This window comes from Mesorhizobium sp. M0626 (assembly GCF_040320665.1).
GTDB lineage: Bacteria > Pseudomonadota > Alphaproteobacteria > Rhizobiales > Rhizobiaceae > Mesorhizobium.
The window spans coordinates 69,976-86,646 of record NZ_JAMYQD010000020.1 but is presented as its reverse complement, the minus strand read 5'-3'; the positions used below and the strand labels follow the sequence as shown (position 1 = coordinate 86,646).

At 62.9% G+C, this 16,671-nt stretch carries 20 protein-coding genes; 12 read left to right on the top strand and 8 right to left on the bottom strand.

What is annotated here, in order from left to right; translation table 11 throughout:
* The first annotated feature begins 12 nt into the window (after positions 1-12).
* From NKI37_RS25040 to NKI37_RS25015, 6 genes are all read left to right on the top strand, one after another.
* Positions 13-918 (top strand): methylated-DNA--[protein]-cysteine S-methyltransferase, encoded by a 906-nt coding sequence (locus NKI37_RS25040; protein ID WP_031203907.1) that lies wholly within the window; start codon positions 13-15, stop codon positions 916-918.
* A 141-nt stretch (positions 919-1,059) separates the two neighbouring features.
* Positions 1,060-1,968 (top strand): ribokinase, encoded by a 909-nt coding sequence (locus NKI37_RS25035; protein WP_023683075.1) that lies wholly within the window; start codon positions 1,060-1,062, stop codon positions 1,966-1,968.
* Positions 1,965-3,425 (top strand): amidase, encoded by a 1,461-nt coding sequence (locus NKI37_RS25030; RefSeq protein WP_352788414.1) that lies wholly within the window; start codon positions 1,965-1,967, stop codon positions 3,423-3,425. The genes NKI37_RS25035 and NKI37_RS25030 overlap by 4 nt, the downstream gene beginning before the upstream one ends.
* 96 nt (positions 3,426-3,521) lie before the next feature.
* Entirely contained in the window at positions 3,522-4,136 is a 615-nt protein-coding gene (locus NKI37_RS25025; RefSeq protein ID WP_352788411.1) for a LysE family translocator, read from the top strand.
* Positions 4,137-4,236: 100 nt separating this feature from the next.
* A complete protein-coding gene (locus NKI37_RS25020) occupies positions 4,237-4,551 on the top strand; it encodes a hypothetical protein (RefSeq protein WP_023714116.1) in 315 nt (104 codons plus the stop codon).
* Positions 4,548-4,925, top strand: a complete 378-nt coding sequence (locus NKI37_RS25015; protein WP_023691959.1) for a hypothetical protein — start codon at positions 4,548-4,550, stop codon at positions 4,923-4,925. The genes NKI37_RS25020 and NKI37_RS25015 overlap by 4 nt, the downstream gene beginning before the upstream one ends.
* Before the next feature lie 59 nt (positions 4,926-4,984).
* On the opposite strand, the gene NKI37_RS25010 is transcribed toward NKI37_RS25015, so the two are convergent.
* Positions 4,985-5,926: a nucleoside hydrolase gene (locus NKI37_RS25010; RefSeq protein ID WP_023691960.1), complete on the bottom strand. Its 942-nt coding sequence runs from the start codon at positions 5,924-5,926 to the stop codon at positions 4,985-4,987.
* Positions 5,927-6,070: 144 nt separating this feature from the next.
* Here NKI37_RS25010 and NKI37_RS25005 point away from each other — a divergent pair, with 144 nt between their 5' ends.
* Positions 6,071-6,496: an Hsp20 family protein gene (locus NKI37_RS25005; protein WP_023669741.1), complete on the top strand. Its 426-nt coding sequence runs from the start codon at positions 6,071-6,073 to the stop codon at positions 6,494-6,496.
* 64 nt (positions 6,497-6,560) lie between these two features.
* A complete protein-coding gene (locus NKI37_RS25000) occupies positions 6,561-6,818 on the top strand; it encodes a BQ00720 family protein (RefSeq protein ID WP_023683072.1) in 258 nt (85 codons plus the stop codon).
* A 71-nt stretch (positions 6,819-6,889) separates the two neighbouring features.
* Here NKI37_RS25000 and ptsN read toward each other — a convergent pair whose 3' ends face one another.
* From ptsN to lptC, 6 genes are all read right to left on the bottom strand, one after another.
* Positions 6,890-7,354: a PTS IIA-like nitrogen regulatory protein PtsN gene (gene ptsN / locus NKI37_RS24995; protein ID WP_023669743.1), complete on the bottom strand. Its 465-nt coding sequence runs from the start codon at positions 7,352-7,354 to the stop codon at positions 6,890-6,892.
* Positions 7,355-7,462: 108 nt separating this feature from the next.
* On the bottom strand, positions 7,463-8,047 hold the full coding sequence (hpf, locus tag NKI37_RS24990; RefSeq protein WP_023751408.1) for a ribosome hibernation-promoting factor, HPF/YfiA family: 585 nt from the start codon (positions 8,045-8,047) through the stop codon (positions 7,463-7,465).
* A 396-nt stretch (positions 8,048-8,443) separates the two neighbouring features.
* Entirely contained in the window at positions 8,444-9,970 is a 1,527-nt protein-coding gene (rpoN, locus tag NKI37_RS24985; protein ID WP_023683070.1) for an RNA polymerase factor sigma-54, read from the bottom strand.
* Between the two features lie 214 nt (positions 9,971-10,184).
* Positions 10,185-11,003: an LPS export ABC transporter ATP-binding protein gene (lptB, locus tag NKI37_RS24980; protein ID WP_023669746.1), complete on the bottom strand. Its 819-nt coding sequence runs from the start codon at positions 11,001-11,003 to the stop codon at positions 10,185-10,187.
* Complete coding sequence (locus NKI37_RS24975; protein WP_023683069.1) at positions 11,000-11,584, bottom strand: LptA/OstA family protein; 585 nt, start codon at positions 11,582-11,584, stop codon at positions 11,000-11,002. The genes lptB and NKI37_RS24975 overlap by 4 nt, the downstream gene beginning before the upstream one ends.
* The gene (gene lptC / locus NKI37_RS24970; protein WP_023669748.1) at positions 11,571-12,284 is read right to left on the bottom strand and encodes an LPS export ABC transporter periplasmic protein LptC; all 714 of its coding nucleotides are present in this window, start codon (positions 12,282-12,284) and stop codon (positions 11,571-11,573) included. The genes NKI37_RS24975 and lptC overlap by 14 nt, the downstream gene beginning before the upstream one ends.
* A 295-nt stretch (positions 12,285-12,579) precedes the next feature.
* Between lptC and sppA the strand changes: the two genes are divergently transcribed.
* The 4 genes from sppA (at position 12,580) to lhpI (ending at position 15,295) form a co-directional block, all read left to right on the top strand.
* Positions 12,580-13,536, top strand: coding sequence for a signal peptide peptidase SppA (gene sppA / locus NKI37_RS24965; protein ID WP_023733587.1), 957 nt, complete (start codon positions 12,580-12,582; stop codon positions 13,534-13,536).
* 80 nt (positions 13,537-13,616) lie between these two features.
* Positions 13,617-13,901 carry an integration host factor subunit beta gene (locus NKI37_RS24960; protein ID WP_006200394.1) on the top strand — a complete coding sequence of 95 codons (285 nt, stop codon included), beginning with the start codon at positions 13,617-13,619 and terminating at the stop codon, positions 13,899-13,901.
* Between the two features lie 52 nt (positions 13,902-13,953).
* Entirely contained in the window at positions 13,954-14,298 is a 345-nt protein-coding gene (locus NKI37_RS24955) for a lipopolysaccharide assembly protein LapA domain-containing protein (RefSeq protein ID WP_023691965.1), read from the top strand.
* Positions 14,299-14,329: 31 nt separating this feature from the next.
* Positions 14,330-15,295 carry a bifunctional Delta(1)-pyrroline-2-carboxylate/Delta(1)-piperideine-2-carboxylate reductase gene (lhpI, locus tag NKI37_RS24950; protein ID WP_352788406.1) on the top strand — a complete coding sequence of 322 codons (966 nt, stop codon included), beginning with the start codon at positions 14,330-14,332 and terminating at the stop codon, positions 15,293-15,295.
* A gap of 188 nt (positions 15,296-15,483) precedes the next feature.
* Here lhpI and NKI37_RS24945 read toward each other — a convergent pair whose 3' ends face one another.
* Complete coding sequence (locus NKI37_RS24945) at positions 15,484-16,638, bottom strand: MFS transporter (protein WP_352460468.1); 1,155 nt, start codon at positions 16,636-16,638, stop codon at positions 15,484-15,486.
* Positions 16,639-16,671 lie beyond the last annotated feature (33 nt).

Below are 16,671 nucleotides of genomic sequence, written 5' to 3'. Positions count from 1 at the left end.
GGAGATATTGCCATGAACGCCCAGATGACCACGAATACGCAGATGAAACCGACAGCGATCCTGCAGCACGACATCACCCCCGAGGGCAGCGACTACGAGGTCGTGCGCCGCGCCATCGAGAAGATCAGCCTCGACTATCGCGACCAGCCCTCGCTGGAAGCCCTGGCAGCCGATGTCGGCGAGACACCCACGGGCCTGCAAAAGCTGTTCACCCGCTGGGCCGGCCTGTCGCCAAAAGCCTTCCTGCAGGCGGTCACCCTCGACCATGCCCGCAAACTGCTCGATTCCGGCATGCCGCTCCTCGAAACATCGTTCGAACTCGGCATGTCCGGCCCCGGCCGGCTGCACGATTTGTTCGTCACCCACGAGGCGATGTCGCCGGGCGACTACAAGACGCGCGGCGCGGGCCTGACCATCCGCTACGGCTACCACATCTCGCCCTTCGGCATCGCCCTGATCATGGTCACCGACCGTGGCCTTGCGGGGCTCGCCTTCAACGATCCGGGCGGCGAGCGGGCGGCTTTCGCCGACATGTCGGGCCGCTGGCCGAACGCCACCTATGTCGAGGACATGAGCGCCACCCAGCCCTATGCGGCGCGCATCTTCGATCCGACATTGTGGCGCGCCGACCAGCCGCTGCGCGTGGTGATGATCGGCTCCGACTTCCAGCTGCGCGTCTGGGACGCGCTGCTCAGGATCCCGATGGGCAAGGCCTGCACTTATTCTTCGATCGCCTCCAGGATCGGCGCGCCAAACGCCAGCCGGGCGGTGGGGGCGGCGGTCGGCGCCAACCCATTGTCCTTCGTCGTCCCTTGCCATCGGGCGCTGGGCAAGTCCGGCGCACTCACCGGCTACCACTGGGGCCTGACCCGCAAACGCGCCATCCTCGGTTGGGAAGCGGGCCAGACCGCGTCCTGAAGCTGCCCGCATCAAACAACACCGGCGAAATCCCTTCGCCGGTGTTTTTCTTTTTGCGAGCTCCCGGCGCAAAACATCCGCACGCTCTGGCAAGCCGCCGGCTTACAGGTTAGCTTCCCGCGCATTCCGCAGGAGGCTTTCTTGATCATCGTTGTCGGCTCGATCAACCTCGACCTTATCGCCAATGTCGACCGCCTGCCTTCGCCGGGCGAGACGGTCCGCGGCTCCGGCTTCACCACCGCGCCCGGCGGCAAGGGCGCCAACCAGGCGCTGGCTGCGGCGCGCGCCGGCGCCAAGGTGCGCATGGTCGGCGCCGTCGGCAAGGACAATTTCGCAACCGAAGCCCTCGCTTTGCTCGTGGCCGGCAAGGTCGATCTCTCCGGCGTCGGCCAGAGCTTCGCCTCCACCGGCACGGCGCTGATCCTCGTCGGCGCCGATGGCGAGAATGTCATCGCCGTCGTGCCGGGCGCCAATGATTCGGTGCTGCCCGGCGATCTCGCCAAGGCTTTCCTTGCGAAGGGCGACGTCGTCCTGCTGCAGCACGAGATCCCGTTGCAGACTGTCGGTGCAGCGCTTGACGCCGCACGCGCCGCCGCCGCGGTCACCGTGCTCAACACCGCGCCGTTCCGTAGCGAGGCGGCAGCGTTGCTCGGCAAGGCCGACTACGCCGTCGCCAACGAAACCGAATTCGACCTTTACGGCGAGGCGCTGTCGCTGAAAGGCCGAGACCGCCCGGCGCGCATGCGCGACTTCGCCGGCAAAACCGGCCGCACCATCGTCGTCACGCTCGGCGGCGACGGCGTGCTGGCGGCGACCCCGGAGGATTTCCTGACCGTGCCGGCGCTGAAAATCACGCCGGTCGACACGGTCGGGGCCGGCGATACTTTTTGCGGTTATCTCGCTGCCGGGCTGGCGTCCAACCTGCCGCTGGAGCAGGCTCTCACCCGCGCCGCAGCCGCCGGCTCGCTCGCCTGCCTGAAGCCCGGCGCCCAGCCGGCCATCCCGCTGGCGGCGGATGTCGACACCGCCCTGCGCAACAACGCCGGATGACAGCCCTGCGCCCCGCAACGAAGCACGCCGTGCCCCCCGCCGGCGACATCTGCCAGATGTCCGCTGTCGACCTGGCCGAGGCGATCCGGCTGCGCCGCCTGTCCGTGCGCGAGTTGGTCGCCGCATTCCTCGACCGCATCGACGCGGTAAACCCGCTGGTCAACGCCATCGTCTCGTTGCGCGAGCGCTCCGACATCCTGCGCGAGGCCGACGCGGCGGACGCGCATCTAGCGCAAGGCGGGCCGGCCGGCTCGCTGTTCGGCCTGCCGATGGCGATAAAAGACCTCGCCATGACGAGCGGCTTGAGGACCAGTTTCGGCTCGCCGATCTTCGCCGATTTCGTGCCGCAGGAGGATGAATTCTTCGTCGAGCGCATCCGCAAGGCCGGCGCCATCATCATCGGCAAGACCAATGTTCCCGAATTCGGGCTGGGATCCAACACCTACAACAACGTGTTCGGCCCGACGCTGAACGCCTTCGATCCGGCGCTCACCGCAGGCGGGTCGAGCGGCGGCGCTGCGGTCGCCCTTGCACTCGACATGGTTCCGGTCGCCGACGGCAGCGATTTCGGCGGCTCGCTGCGCAATCCGGCGGCGTGGAACAATGTCTATGGCTTCCGCCCGTCGCAGGGCCTTGTCCCCGGAGGGCCGGACCTGGAAGTCTTTCATGCTCAGATGGGCATAGACGGGCCGATGGGCCGCAGCATCAGCGACATGGCGCTGCTGCTCGACGTGCAGGCGGGCTACCATCCGCATGCGCCCTTGTCCTGGGAAAAGCCTGGTTCATTCCTCGAAGGGCTGGCAACGCCGGCAAGCGGCGGCCGCGTCGGCTGGCTCGGTGATCTAGGCGGTCACCTGCCGGTGGAGCCTGGCATCCTCGATCTGTGCGAGGCCGCACTCGGCCGCTTCGCGGAGGCATCCTTCCTGACCGAGCCCTTGCTGCCGGATTTCGATTTCGAGGCACTGTGGCAAGCCTTCGTGACGCTGCGGCAGGCGAGCAGCGGCTCGGCGCTGAAAGTCCATTATGACGACCCGCACAAGCGCGCCCTGCTGAAGCCGGAAGCCGTCTGGGAGGTGGAGAACGCCATGCGGCTGACGGCGCCGCAGATCCGCGCGGCCTCGGTCATCCGCACCTCCTGGCACCGGACGCTGCTGTCGCTGTTCGAGCACTTCGATCTCATCGCGCTGCCGACGGCGCAGGTCTTTCCTTTCGAAGTCGGCACGCATTGGCCAAGTGAGGTCGCCGGACGGACGATGGACAGCTACCATCGCTGGATGCAGGTTTCGGCCTTCGCCACGCTCGGCGGCTGTCCGGCCCTCAACGTGCCCGTCGGCTTCGACGACAAAGGCCGCCCCTTGGGCATGCAGCTGATCGGCCGGCCGCGCGGCGACCTCGCCGTGCTCAGGGCCGGAGCGGCCTATGAGGCGACCTTGCCTTGGCAGGCTGGGGCGTCCTGACGCGAGGGGCGGCCGGTCTGCGACCGGCTTGCACCAGCCCCGCCGCCATGCATTGATTGCAGCCAGCCGCCTAAGCGCATCCTCGAGGAAGTCCCCATGTCGCTGGAACTCTACGCCGCCTATGTCCTTGCCTGCATCGTCATCATCCTGGTGCCCGGTCCGACTGTGACGCTGATCATCGCCAACAGCATCCGCCATGGCTACCGCGCCGGGCTTGCCAATGTCGCCGGCACGCAGGCCGGGCTTGCCATCATGATCGCCATCGTCGGCATCGGCCTCAACACGCTGATCGCGGGCATGGGCCACTGGTTCGAATGGGTGCGTCTGATCGGCGCCGCCTATCTGATCTGGATGGGCGTGCAGATGTTCCGCGCCAAGGGCACGCTGAACGGCGACGGCACGGCGAGAAAGCCGCGTGGCGGCTTCTTCCTGCAGGGTCTGCTGGTGGCGCTCAGCAACCCCAAGACCCTGGTGTTCTTCGGCGCCTTCTTCCCGCAATTTATCGCCCCGCAGGGCAATTACACGCTACAGATCGTCGTCATGGGCCTCACCGCGATGATCTTTGCCGCCGTCTCGGATTCCACCCATGCGCTCGCCGCCAGCCGCGCCGGACGCCTGCTCTCGGCCAGCCGCATCAAGCTGATGTCCAGGATCAGCGGCAGCTTTCTGGTCGGCGGCGGCCTGTGGCTGGCGTTTTCCAAGGCGAAGTGACGACCGCCAACGGTCGTTCCCAACGGAGCCGGTACGTGAAGCCTGATTGAAAGTCAGCTTTCGCGCCACCACATGAATCCGCGTTAGGGGATTCACGTCGATGTCATGGACTTACGCTGGCATAAAAAGGAACGCGCCCGGCGTGATTCTGACCGCCGCCCTGTTCGCGGTGATGGTTCCTTCGGCTCTCTACAAATGGACGAATGATGCGAGCGCTATCCGGTCAGTCGAGCCAATCGACGCAACAGTCAAAAGCGCCCATTCGGACCACGACCGCACCCTTTATCTGGTTGCTCTCGAAACCGGTTCGTCCATTCTTGTCGATGACGATCGTCCGCATCTGATCGGTGCGCCGGCAAAGTTGGAGCGCGTCACGCGTGATAATGGCTTCGTCTTCTACCGGTTTCCAGAATGACCCGCCTTGCACAAGCACGCTTGGCTCTCGCCTTGCCAATTCTGCGAGAAAACGTCTGGGGCATCGCTTTTGCTGCCGTGCTGCTTGGCGCGTGCATTTTTGCAATCATGAGGCCTGCCGCCGGACACAGCAGCCCGATCATCAGCCTGGGACGGGCGACAGGCACGGTTGTCAGTGTTCTCGATGCCTCGCCGAACCCAAAGGGCTGGATCAACGGTGGGTTTCGTTACCTGTATGGTATCCGTCTCAGCGAAAACGACCTGATTTTCGTATACGGCCATGCGGAAACACCACGAGCCATGGGTTCGCAAGTTCCGGTCGAGCAACAGCATAGGCAGGATGGCAGCGAAACCTATCGGCTGCTCGACGAGTAAGCAGCCGATATCGCCCAGAGGCGCTAGGCCCTGGGCGAACGATCTGCGTCAAGGCAGGCTTAAAGCCGCCCCAGCCTCTCCACCAGCAGCGCAAAAAAGGCGTCATGGTCGATGTCGCGCATCACCATGGCGTTCTTCGGCCGCTTGGTCACGCCCCACCAGTCGATGACGGTCATGCCCATGGTGAGCTCGGAGGTGGTTTCCACGGTGACGTTGCAGTTGCGGCCCTTGAACAGCTCCGGCTTCAACAGATAGGCGATGACGCACGGGTCGTGCAGCGGGCCGCCATCGGTGCCGTATTTCTCCTCGTCGAAGCGCTCGAAGAACTCCAGCATCTCGGCCGTCGCGGTGCCGACCCGGGTGCCGAGCTGGCGGATGGCCTGCGTGCGCTTGGCCGTGGTCAGCGCCTTGTGGGTGACGTCGAGCGGCATCATGACGATCGGAATGCCGGATTTGAACACCAGGTCGGCGGCCTGCGGATCGACATAGATGTTGAATTCTGCGGTCGGCGTGACATTGCCGCCTTCGAAGAAACCGCCGCCCATCAGTACGATTTCCTTGATGCGCGGCGCGATCTTCGGCTCACGGATCAGCGCCAGCGCGACATTGGTGAGCGGGCCGAGCGCGCACAGCGTGATCGTGCCGGCCTCTTCCTTCATCAGCGTCTCGACGATGAAGTCGACCGCATACTGGCCCTGCAGCTTCATCTTCGGATCGGGCAGTTGCGGGCCGTTGAGGCCGGTCTTGCCATGCACTTCCTCGGCGGTGACCAGCTCGCGCGCCAACGGGCGGATGGCGCCTGCATAGACCTTGATGTCGGGCCGGCCGGCCAGTTCGCAGATTTTCCTGGCGTTCTTTTCGGTCAATTTCAGCGGCACGTTGCCGGCAACAGCAGAGATGCCGACGATCTCCAGCTCGGCGCTGCCGAGCGCCAGCAATATGGCGACGGCATCGTCCTGGCCGGGATCCGTGTCGATGATGATCTTGCGGGTCTGGGGCATTTCATTTCCTTATGCGGGGGAGTCTTTTTGGCGGGGGTGTTCGGCGGCTTGAACTTGGCCGCGGCGCGGACCATATCAAGACCATCGGGAAAAATGCCATCCGGGTTTTTCCAGTTTATGTCGCTCCAAAGAGGACAGTGTAACATGAGCCGAATGACGCCCTTCTCCAGCCCGCTTCTCCTTGGTTTCGATGCCATGGAAAAGACCCTGGAACGACTGGCGAAATCCGGTGACAGTTATCCTCCCTACAACATCGAGCGCCTCAGCGGTGCTGACGGCAAGGCCGAAAGGCTGCGCATTACGCTGGCTGTCGCGGGTTTCGCCGAAAGCGATCTCGATGTCACCACGGAGGAAAACCAGTTGGTCGTGCGCGGCCGTCAAACCGACGACACCGAGCGCGAATTCCTCCACCGCGGCATCGCCGCGCGCCAGTTCCAGCGCTGTTTCGTGCTGGCCGACGGCATGCGGGTGATTGCAGCGGAACTGAAGAACGGCCTTTTGTCGATCGATCTCGATCGGCCGGATACCGAACGGCTGGTACGGAAAATAAATATATCGGTGAAAGACTGATCTTTACCGATGGCTCTCATGCGGGATGGCCTTGAGCGGCGTCCTCGCGCCAAGGAGGCTTGAAATGACCAGAACTGACGAAACCATCACCATGACCAGCGGCGAATTCGCCCATCTCGGCGAAGGCTCGGTCGCTTATCTCCGCAAGGTCTCGAGCGACGAGCTGCTCGGGCGCTTCCCCAACCTCGGCGAAATAGCGCCTGGTATGGTCCTGTGGGCCCTGTTTGCCGCCAACGGCCAGCCGATCCTGCTTTCGGATGCGAAAGACCGGGCTTTGGCCGGCGCCATGGAAAACGACCTGACCACTGTCGCCATTCACTAAGGCGACTGCTGGCGGTTGAAATGGAGAGGGCCGCCTTCGGCGGCCCCTGGAAGACTTAAATCCGAAGAACTTCAGGCGGCGTGCGAGGCCTGCGTGTCCGAAAGCAGCGCGTGGATGGCGACCGCGTCGCGCGTACCCCTGATCTTGGCCACCGTGTCGGCGTCGCGCAAAACCCTGGCGATGCGCGACAGTGCCTTGAGGTGATCGGCGCCGGCGCCTTCCGGGGCCAGCAGCAAAAACACCAGATCGACCGGCTGGTCATCCAGGGCCTCGAAATCGACCGGCGTCTCCAGCCGGGCAAAGACGCCGGCGATGCGCTTCACCCCGGCGAGCTTGCCGTGCGGAATGGCGATGCCGTTGCCGACGCCGGTGGAGCCCAGCCGTTCGCGCTGCAGGATAGTGTCGAACACTTCGCGCTCCGGAATGCCGGAAATCGCCGCCGCTCTCTCGGACAGCAACTGCAGAAGCTGCTTTTTGGAGTTCGCCTTCAACGCCGGCAAGATCGCCGGAACGTTGAGAAGATCGCTCAGATCCATATTTGAAATCCCTTATTCGCCTGCCGTCACCAGTCCTCGCCCCTCGCGCGGCTGGCTATCATCTCTGTGCGACCATTGTCGTCACCTGTGCGACCATTGTCGTTGTCGTCACGCCTGTGCGACTTTGGTCGTCGACGGGTCGATCCAGCCGATATTTCCGTCCGGCCGCCGATAGACGATGTTGAGGTGGTCGTTTCCGGCGTTGCGGAAGACGAAAACCGGGCTGTCCTTGGTGTCGAGTTCGATGACCGCCGACGCGACCGACATGGTCTGCAGCGTCATGGTTGATTCGGCGACGATGGCCGGGGCGTAGTCCTCCGGAATGTCCTCATCGTCATCAGTCAGCGGCGCCATTACCGTATAGGCGATGTCGGTGATTTCGCCATTTCCATTGCCTGAATTGTGCGATTTCAGACGGCGTTTGTAGCGCCGCAGCCTGGTTTCGAGGCGGTCCGCGGCCGCCTCGAAGGCAAGTGTCGGATCCTGGGAATCGCCGGTTGCCTGCAGCGAAGCGCCGGAATCCAGCCTGATCATGCAATCGGCCGAGTAACGCGACCCCGATTTGATGACCGTGACGTGCCCTGAAAAACCGCGATCGAAATATTTTCCAATCGCCTCGCCGACACGATCGGTAATGCGCGTACGCAACGCATCGCCGATATCCATGTGTTTACCCGATATGCGCAATTTCATCTGAAAACTGACCTTCCTTGCTCAGGCTTCAAACTGGCCAGAGTTTATACTCGTGATCCGTGCGCACAAGCTTTGCGGCGTCAACTCGCGCCGATTTTAGATCCGAACTTTCCGGTTGATCACAATCCGCCTTCTTGGCCGTCCCGTGGCCTTCATCGTGACGGACCATCCGCATGCGGGCCGCGAGCCCGTCTCATGCGGGCGGGCTTCTAGACACTTCATTGCAGCTTGTCAATTAATGCATGTCGCCCAGAAGTGCGCTGCGGTTCTGGGACAACGACATGCATCAAAACAAAGACTTAAAGCGCGTCGTATGAATCCGTTTCAGCGCGATGCGCTTTAAGGTCGGAAAGTTGTGGAATCCAGCCATAGCAAAAGCCTTGCCGGGCAAGCAGCCTAGCGCCCCGCGCTCGCCAGAGCGCGCTTTTCACGCCGCCGCTGCACCGACGAGGGAATATTCATACCCTCCCGGTACTTGGCCACCGTGCGCCGGGCAATATCGACGCCGCTTTCCTTCAACATATCGACGATTGCGTCATCGGACAGCACATCGGCGGGCTTTTCCTCGTCGATCAGCTGCTTGATGCGGTCGCGCACCGCTTCCGAGGAATGCGCATCACCGCCGCCCGACGCCGCGATCGAAGCCGTGAAGAAATAACGCAGCTCGAACACGCCACGCGGCGTCAGCATGTATTTGTTGGCCGTCACCCGGCTGACGGTCGATTCATGCATGCCGATGGCATCGGCCACCGTGCGCAGGTTGAGCGGCCTGAGCTGACGCACGCCATGGACGAGAAAAGCGTCCTGCTGGCGCACGATTTCCGACGCCACTTTCAGGATCGTCTTTGCCCGCTGGTCGAGACTGCGCGTCAGCCAGTTGGCATTCTGCAGGCATTCGGCCAGGAAATCCTTCTCCGCCTGATTCTTCGCATGCGGCGAGACCTGGGCGAAATAGATGTGATCGACAAGCACGCGCGGCAGCGTCTCGGCATTGAGCTCGACCGTCCAGCTGCCGTCATTGGCGGCGCGGACTTCGACATCGGCGACGATGGCGTCGCTGGCGCCGCCCGAAAACGCCATGCCCGGGCGCGGGTCGAGCGCGCGGATTTCGGCCAGCATGTCGAGGAGATCCTCCTCGTCGACCCCGCAAAGCCGCTTCAGCGTCTGGAAATCGCGCCGCGCCAGGAGTTCTAGGTTGCCGATCAGCGTCTTCATCGCCGGATCGAGACGATCGCGCATGGCAAGCTGCAGCGACAGGCATTCGGCAAGGTCGCGCGCAAACAGGCCGACCGGCTCGAATGTGTGGCAGGCTGCCAGCACATTGGCCACCATCGCCTGATCGGCGCCGAGCCGTTTGGCGATCTCGGCGGGATCGGCGCGCAGATAGCCGGCCTCGTCCAGGCCGTCGGCCAGTTCGGCTGCGATCAGCCTTGCGGCCGGATCGGCAAAGGCAAGCGCGATCTGCTCGCCAACATGCTGGCGCAGCGTGATCGCTGCGGCTGCCATGTCGCCGACGTCGAAGCCTTCGGAAGAACCGGACGAACTATTGCCGGTGGCCGACTTCCACTGCGCCGTCAGGTCCGGGCCGAGCCGCTCGCTGGTGCCGGGATCGTCGGGGAACAGATTTTCCAGCGAGCTGTCGAGCTTGTCGGAGATCGCTTCGGCGCTCCACGCCGTCTCGTTTTCGAACCAGTCGCCATCGGCGGCAGGCTCAGGAGCGGCATCGCCCTTCTGCACCTGGTCGCTTGCGGCGTCATCCTGGGGCTCGGCGCGCTCCAGCAGCGGATTGCGCTCGATCTCGTCGTCGATGAAGTGGTCGAGCTCGACATGGGTGAGCTGCAACAGCCTGATCGACTGCATCAGCTGCGGCGTCATCACCAGCGACTGGGATTGTCGTAGCTGTAGTTTCGCCGCCAACGCCATGGTTCGGTTTCAAACGCCCTTCTGCACCCGGAAGCCTACACATCAGAAGCTGCCGGAAAATGAATTTTTCCGACCTTCCATAGAAACTGGCCCGGCTTTTGCTTGTCAAGGCGAACGATGGCAAAAGGCCCCTACCGAAGCATTATCTCACGCAAAATCGGAGAAAAAAGCCCGGCGGGGCGGCAAAAATCACGTCAGGAAACAAATTTCACGCTCAGAGCGTGAAACCTTCCCCGAGGTAGAGCCGGCGCACATCGGGGTTCGCCACCACCTCGTCGGCACGGCCATGAGTCAGCACCTGGCCGGCATGGATGATGTAGGCGCGGTCGATGAGGCCGAGCGTTTCGCGCACATTGTGGTCGGTAATCAGCACGCCGATGCCGCGCGCCGTTAGATGACGAACCAGCTGCTGGATGTCGGCGACGGCAATCGGGTCGATGCCGGCGAACGGCTCGTCGAGCAGCATGTAGGCCGGGCGCGTCGCCAAAGCTCGGGCGATCTCAAGACGCCGCCGCTCGCCACCCGACAGCGACATGGACGGCGACTTCCGCAGATGGCTGATGTGAAATTCCTCGAGCAGTTCGTCGAGATTGCGCTCGCGCACCTTGCGGTCCTTCTCAACCACTTCGAGCACGGCGCGGATGTTCTGCTCGACATTCAGGCCGCGGAAGATCGAGGCTTCCTGCGGCAAATAGCCGATGCCGAGGCGGGCGCGGCGGTACATCGGCATCGAGGTGACGTCGAAACCGTCGATCTCGATCGTGCCCTCATCGACCGGCACCAAGCCGGTGACCATGTAGAAACAGGTGGTCTTGCCGGCTCCGTTCGGCCCGAGCAGCCCGACAGCCTCGCCGGCGCGCACGCCGATGGTGACACCGCTGACCACCTTGCGGCCCTTGTAGCTCTTGGTCAGACCCTTGGCGATCAGGGTGCCCTTGAACTTCGAGGAATCAACGGTGACTGTGGCCGGTGCTGCAAGTTTACTGGCCGCCCGTCCCGGAAGGCGGGTCAGCAGCGAAGACACGCCAGTCATTCGGGCTTCGGGGCCTCGGATTTCGGTGGCGGCGTCATCGACATGATGACGCGCCCGCCGCAGCCATCGACCTGAGCAAGGCCGCTTTTCATCTGCACGGTGAGCTTGCAGCCCTTGAGGACGTTGGGTCCTTGGGACAAGACGACCTCCTTGCCCGACAGAACTAGCACCTGCGTCTTCATGTCGAACGTGGCGTTGTCGCCGGTGGCGATCTGGTCATTCGACTTGATGTAGACTTTGTTCTTGACCACCAGATGGTCGATATTGGCCGAACCGGTCATCGCCGAAGCGCCGGCGGCAGCACCTTTGGCGGCGTTGGGGTCCTTGACGTAGTAGACCTCCATGCTGCCGGCCTTGAGCAGCGTTGGCCCTTGCGTGACGGTGACGTTGCCGCTGAACAGCGCCATGCTGTCGGCCTGGCGGACCTCAAGTTTGTCGCTCTCGATCTGGATCGGCTGGTCGCCCGACAGTTTGAGCCCGGACTGGCTGCTGGCGCTGGACTGAGCCCAGGACGGCGCCATACCCAGCAACAGCAAGGCCGAAGCTGCGGCGACAAGCCGTGCCGAATTACTGGGACGCATTCGTTTCTCCGCTCTTTGCCTCTGCCGCCTTCATAGTGGCCGGATCGATGTGAACGCTTACCTTGTTCTCGAAAACGATGACCTTGCCATTGTCTTCGACCGACATTGAACCCGCGGTGATCCGCGAGCCGTTACGGCTGACATCGACCGCATCACCTGTCTTCATAGAGCCTTTGCCCATATCGAGGAAGACCGATTTGAAGATGGCAGCGACGCCGTCGGTGGTGGTGACGGTAACGTCGCTGGTCATGTCCATCGTGTTGGCGTTTCTGTTGTAGATCCCGCGCTTGGCGTCGACGGTCGCCACATTGTCGGCCGTCAGCGGCAATTTGGCATGGATGCCTTCGAGTTCGATGATGTCCTGCTTGCCGACATCCTGGATGGCGCGCAAGGCCGTCAGCGAATAGGGCAGCTTGTCCTTGGTGAAGCCGTTGAGCTTCGGATTGGCCATCACCAGCTTGCCATCCGCGAAAGCGGTGCCGTCTGCCTGTATCGAAATATTGATCGGCGCCGCCAGATAGGAATAGACCGGAAACGCAACCGCGATCCCGGCGGCAAGCACCGGCACGGCAAACTTAAGCACGCGCACGCGGCGCGAGTGGCGCTGGGCGCGGTCGAAGGCGTCGCCGCGCGTGCCCGCTGGCGCCGTGGGCGCCAAGGCCGCATCGGCATTGGTCGGTTCGTTCGATCGCGCAAGCATGACTGACTTCTAATAAACCCTTGTCCGCCAAAACACCTGCTATAGGTGGGTTGCCGGCCCCCGCAAGCAAGCACAAGCGGAGGAAAACCGCAAAAATGTGACGGCCGCTGTTTTACAAACGGAAATCAGGCGACACAATTTCGTCACTTCATAGCAGAAACGAACGCGCCGCGTCATTTTTTCCTGAAATGCCTCCGTCGTGAAGGTCGCTTCGTCGCAGGCTCTTGAGGAAGAGGTAGCCGGGCGCGGACGCTTGCTTTAAAAGCATCGCTTCCCACCGACTGTGAGGCAGACCATGGCACTGAGAGCCGACGACCTGATCGACCGCCGCCGCTTGCGGCGCAAGCTGACCTTCTGGCGCGGCGCCGCCATTGCCATCGTGGCCCTTGGGGTGATTGCGCTTGCAAGCTGGTTCTATGGGGGCGACCTCGGCGGTTCTTCCGTCGACCACATCGCCAAGGTCAGGATCGAAGGCACCATCACCGAGGACGAGGAACTGATCAAGCGGCTGGAAACCATCCGCACGTCCTCGCAGGTCAAGGGCGTCATCCTGGCGATCGATTCGCCTGGCGGCACAACGGTCGGCGGCGAATCGATCTACGAGGAGGTGCGCAAGCTTGCCGCCGACAAGCCGGTGGTGGCCGAGGTCGGCACGCTGGCCGCATCGGCCGGCTACATGATCGCCAGTGCCAGCGACCATATCGTTGCCCGCAAGACGTCGATCGTCGGCTCGATCGGTGTGCTCATCCAGTATCCCGATGTCAGCGGTCTGATGGACAAGGTCGGCATCAAGCTCGAGGAAGTGAAATCCTCGCCGCTGAAGGCATCGCCCTCGCCCTTCAAGCCGACCAATGAAGACGAGCGAGCCATGGTCCGCAAGCTCATCCTCGACAGCTATGACTGGTTCGTCGGCATCGTCGCCGAGCGCCGCAAAATGACCCGCGATCAGGCACTGGCCCTTGCCGACGGCTCGATCTTCACCGGCCGCCAGGGCCTTGCCAACGGTCTGATCGACGCTGTCGGCGGCGAGAGCGTGGCGATCGACTGGCTGGCGACCAAGGGTGTCGACGCCAAGCTCAATGTGGTGGAATGGAAGGACACCGAGCGGCGTGGCGGCTTCCTGTTCTCGAAAGCAATAGCGCGCAGCGTCGGCAGCGCGCTCGGCCTGTCGGAGGCCGGCAGCGACGTGCTTCACGAAATTGGCGCGGATCGCTTGTTTCTTGACGGTCTCGTTTCCGTCTGGCACCCTTGATCTGCCGGTTGGGGCGAGTAAAAAAGCAAATAAAATCATCCTGATAATTTGACCGCAGCGCTTTCACGGGGACCTTTCTGATGATCAAATCCGAGCTTGTGCAGATCATTGCCACGCGCAACCCGCATCTTTTCCTGCGCGACGTCGAAAACATCGTGGGAGCGATCTTCGACGAGATCACCGATGCCCTGGCGGAAGGCAACCGGGTCGAATTGCGCGGCTTCGGCGCTTTTTCGGTGAAAAATCGCCCTGCCCGCACCGGCCGCAACCCGCGCACCGGCGAATCCGTCGAGGTCGAGGAGAAGTGGGTGCCGTTCTTCAAGACCGGCAAGGAATTGCGTGAAAGGCTGAATGGCGGCAAGTAGGCGCGGACCACGCGCCGACCTTATCAAGGCCTGCCTTCTCCAGGGAATCTCTATGTTGAACCGCTTCATACTTATCGTGGTCTTCGTGCCGCTCGCCGTCATCCTGATTGCGCTGGCCGTCGCCAACCGCGAGCTGGTCGCCTTCACGCTCGACCCGTTCAACCCCGGCAATCCGAAACTGACGCTGACCTTGCCGCTGTTCATCTTCCTGTTCGTGGCGCTCGCCATCGGCATGGTCGTCGGCAGCCTGGCGACCTGGGTCAAGCAGGGCCGCTACCGCAAGCTGGCGCGCCAGCGCGGGGTCGAGGCCGAGAATTTGCGCCAGGCGGTCAGCCGTATACCCGCCGTGCAGCAGGGCGCGGCCACCGGGCCGGCGCTGCCGAAGCCAACGGCCTGAAGCCGGCGCTTTTATCTTCGCGGAGTTTTGCATGCTGACCATTTCGGCCGACGCTGTCGACCAGGCGCTGACCTTTCCCGGGCTGGTCGAGACATTGCGCGCGGCCTTCCGCGAGGGTGCTGTGCAACCCGTCCGCCATCATCACGGGGTCGAGCGGCCCGACGGTGCCACATCCACGCTGCTTTTGATGCCGGCGTGGACCGACTTCCATGCGGCCGGCACGTCGGTCGGGGGTCATATCGGCGTCAAGATCGTCACCGTATCGCCCGACAACAACGCCATCGGCAAACCGGCGGTGATGGGGCTCTACCTCCTGCTCAACGGCAACACCGGCGAGCCCGAAGCGCTGATCGACGGCCAACGGCTGACACAGTGGCGCACCGCTTGCGCCTCGGCGGTGGCGGCCTCCTATCTCGCCTGCGAGGACGCATCGCGGCTTCTGGTGGTCGGCGCCGGCGCGCTCTCGCCGTTCCTCGCCAAGGCGCACTCCGCGGTGCGGCCGATCAAGACCATCCGCATCTGGAACCGCACGCCCGCCAATGCCGAAAAGGTCGCGGCTGATTTGCGCGCGGACGGTTTCAACGCCGAGGCCGCAAGCGATCTCGACGCCGAACTCGCCGAGGCCGACATCGTCTCATCGGCGACGATCACGACGACGCCACTGGTCAAGGGTGCGCTGCTCAAGTCGGGCGCGCATGTCGATCTGGTCGGCGGCTTCACGCCGACCATGCGCGAGAGCGACGACGACGCGATCGCGCGCGCCCGCGTCTATGTCGACACCCGCGCCGGCGCCACCAAGGAAGCCGGCGACATCGTCCAGCCGCTCGCCTCCGGCGTGCTGAAGCCGGAAGCCATCGTCGCCGATCTGCATGAGCTGGCGCGCGGGGAAAAACAGGGCCGGCAGAGCCCCACTGAGGTCACGCTGTTCAAGTCGGTCGGCGCCGCGCTTGAGGACCTTGCCGCCGGCATTGCCGTCTACAACGCGCTCAAGCAGTAGCGTCTGCCTGCACCGGCGCCGGCGCCGTTCCTGAGACCAAACTTCCTGACCGCTTCCGCGCTGCCCGCGCCTTGGTCCCATCCAAACATTAGGCGTAGGAGACCAAGCGACTGAGAAGCGTGGGGAAGCGGAACGGCGGCTTTCGGGCCAAATCGCCGCTTCGCGTACGTCAGTGGTGACCGACAAATCTACGGGCGTTTGAAAGAAACTAGAATTGTGAAAGCGAGGAGACCCAACCCAACGCTTATTGGTACGGCTCTTGGCGAAATCCAGTCCATGAGTGACCCGGTTCCAGTCGATCCCATAACGCTGCCTATGGAGTAGGCCAAAGAAAAGCTGGCAGTTCCGGCTACTAGCATCCCGCCCTCGAAGCGCTCGCCCAAGATTGTGAGGGCACAAGTGCTCAAGGCGAATGTTGCAACGCCGATTATAGCGAACACCACCAGGATAGCGGCCTCGGATTGCAAAAACGGGATTGCCAGGAACGCGACCGCTCCTAAAAGGCCGCAGCAGATCGTCACACCGGCACGCGATGTCTTGTCCAGCAACCATCCGACCAGAGGCTGGGCAAACGCGGTGGGAAGTGACAGCACGGTAATGGCATATGCTGCGAAAGCTTCGGAGTGGCCGACGCGAACGAAGTAGACCGCCATGCCTGAAATCGCAGCAATATCGGCAAAGCCGAAGGCCAATTCTATCAGAACCAGAATGGGTGCGGCGCTGATAAATCGGAGCAGCGCGCCTGCCGGCGCGCGTTCAGGCGATGTGCGGGTACTGCCGGTAAAGGCTGCGCAAGCAAAGCCAATCAATGCAATGTAACCGGCCACCAAGGCAAAAGCAGAACCGTTAGACGTGCCGACAAGCGGAATGGCCAATGGTCCGATGGCAAAGCCAGCGCACATGCCCGCTCCGTAGAATCCGGAGATACGCCCACGTATCCGGTCGGGACTCGCAGTATTTAGCCACGCTCCGCTTAGAATCGAGATCAAGCTCGCGCAGAAGCCGATCAAGAAGCGCGCTATGAACCAGATAGGCAAATAGTCAATTGTCGCGAATGTCGCCAAGCTGATCGAGCAGATAAACAGGGCCGCTACGATCAGCCTGTTTCCGCGAAACCGAGCTGTGAGCTGATCAATCCACAGGACGGCGACGATAGCTCCGGTCGCGTAGGCAGCGGCATTTAGCCCTATCAGGCTTCCGGCCACGCCCCTTCTTTCCAGCACAAGAGAGATGAGCGGAAACGTCAGGCCTTGGGCAACCGCAAAAGCCGTAACGCTCAATATGACTATCACGATAGCAGCCCAATCCGGGGCATCGACTTCATGCGTTCTCGTGGCGACCATGGCTGCTGCTCTCCGTACATTTTATCAGCGCGG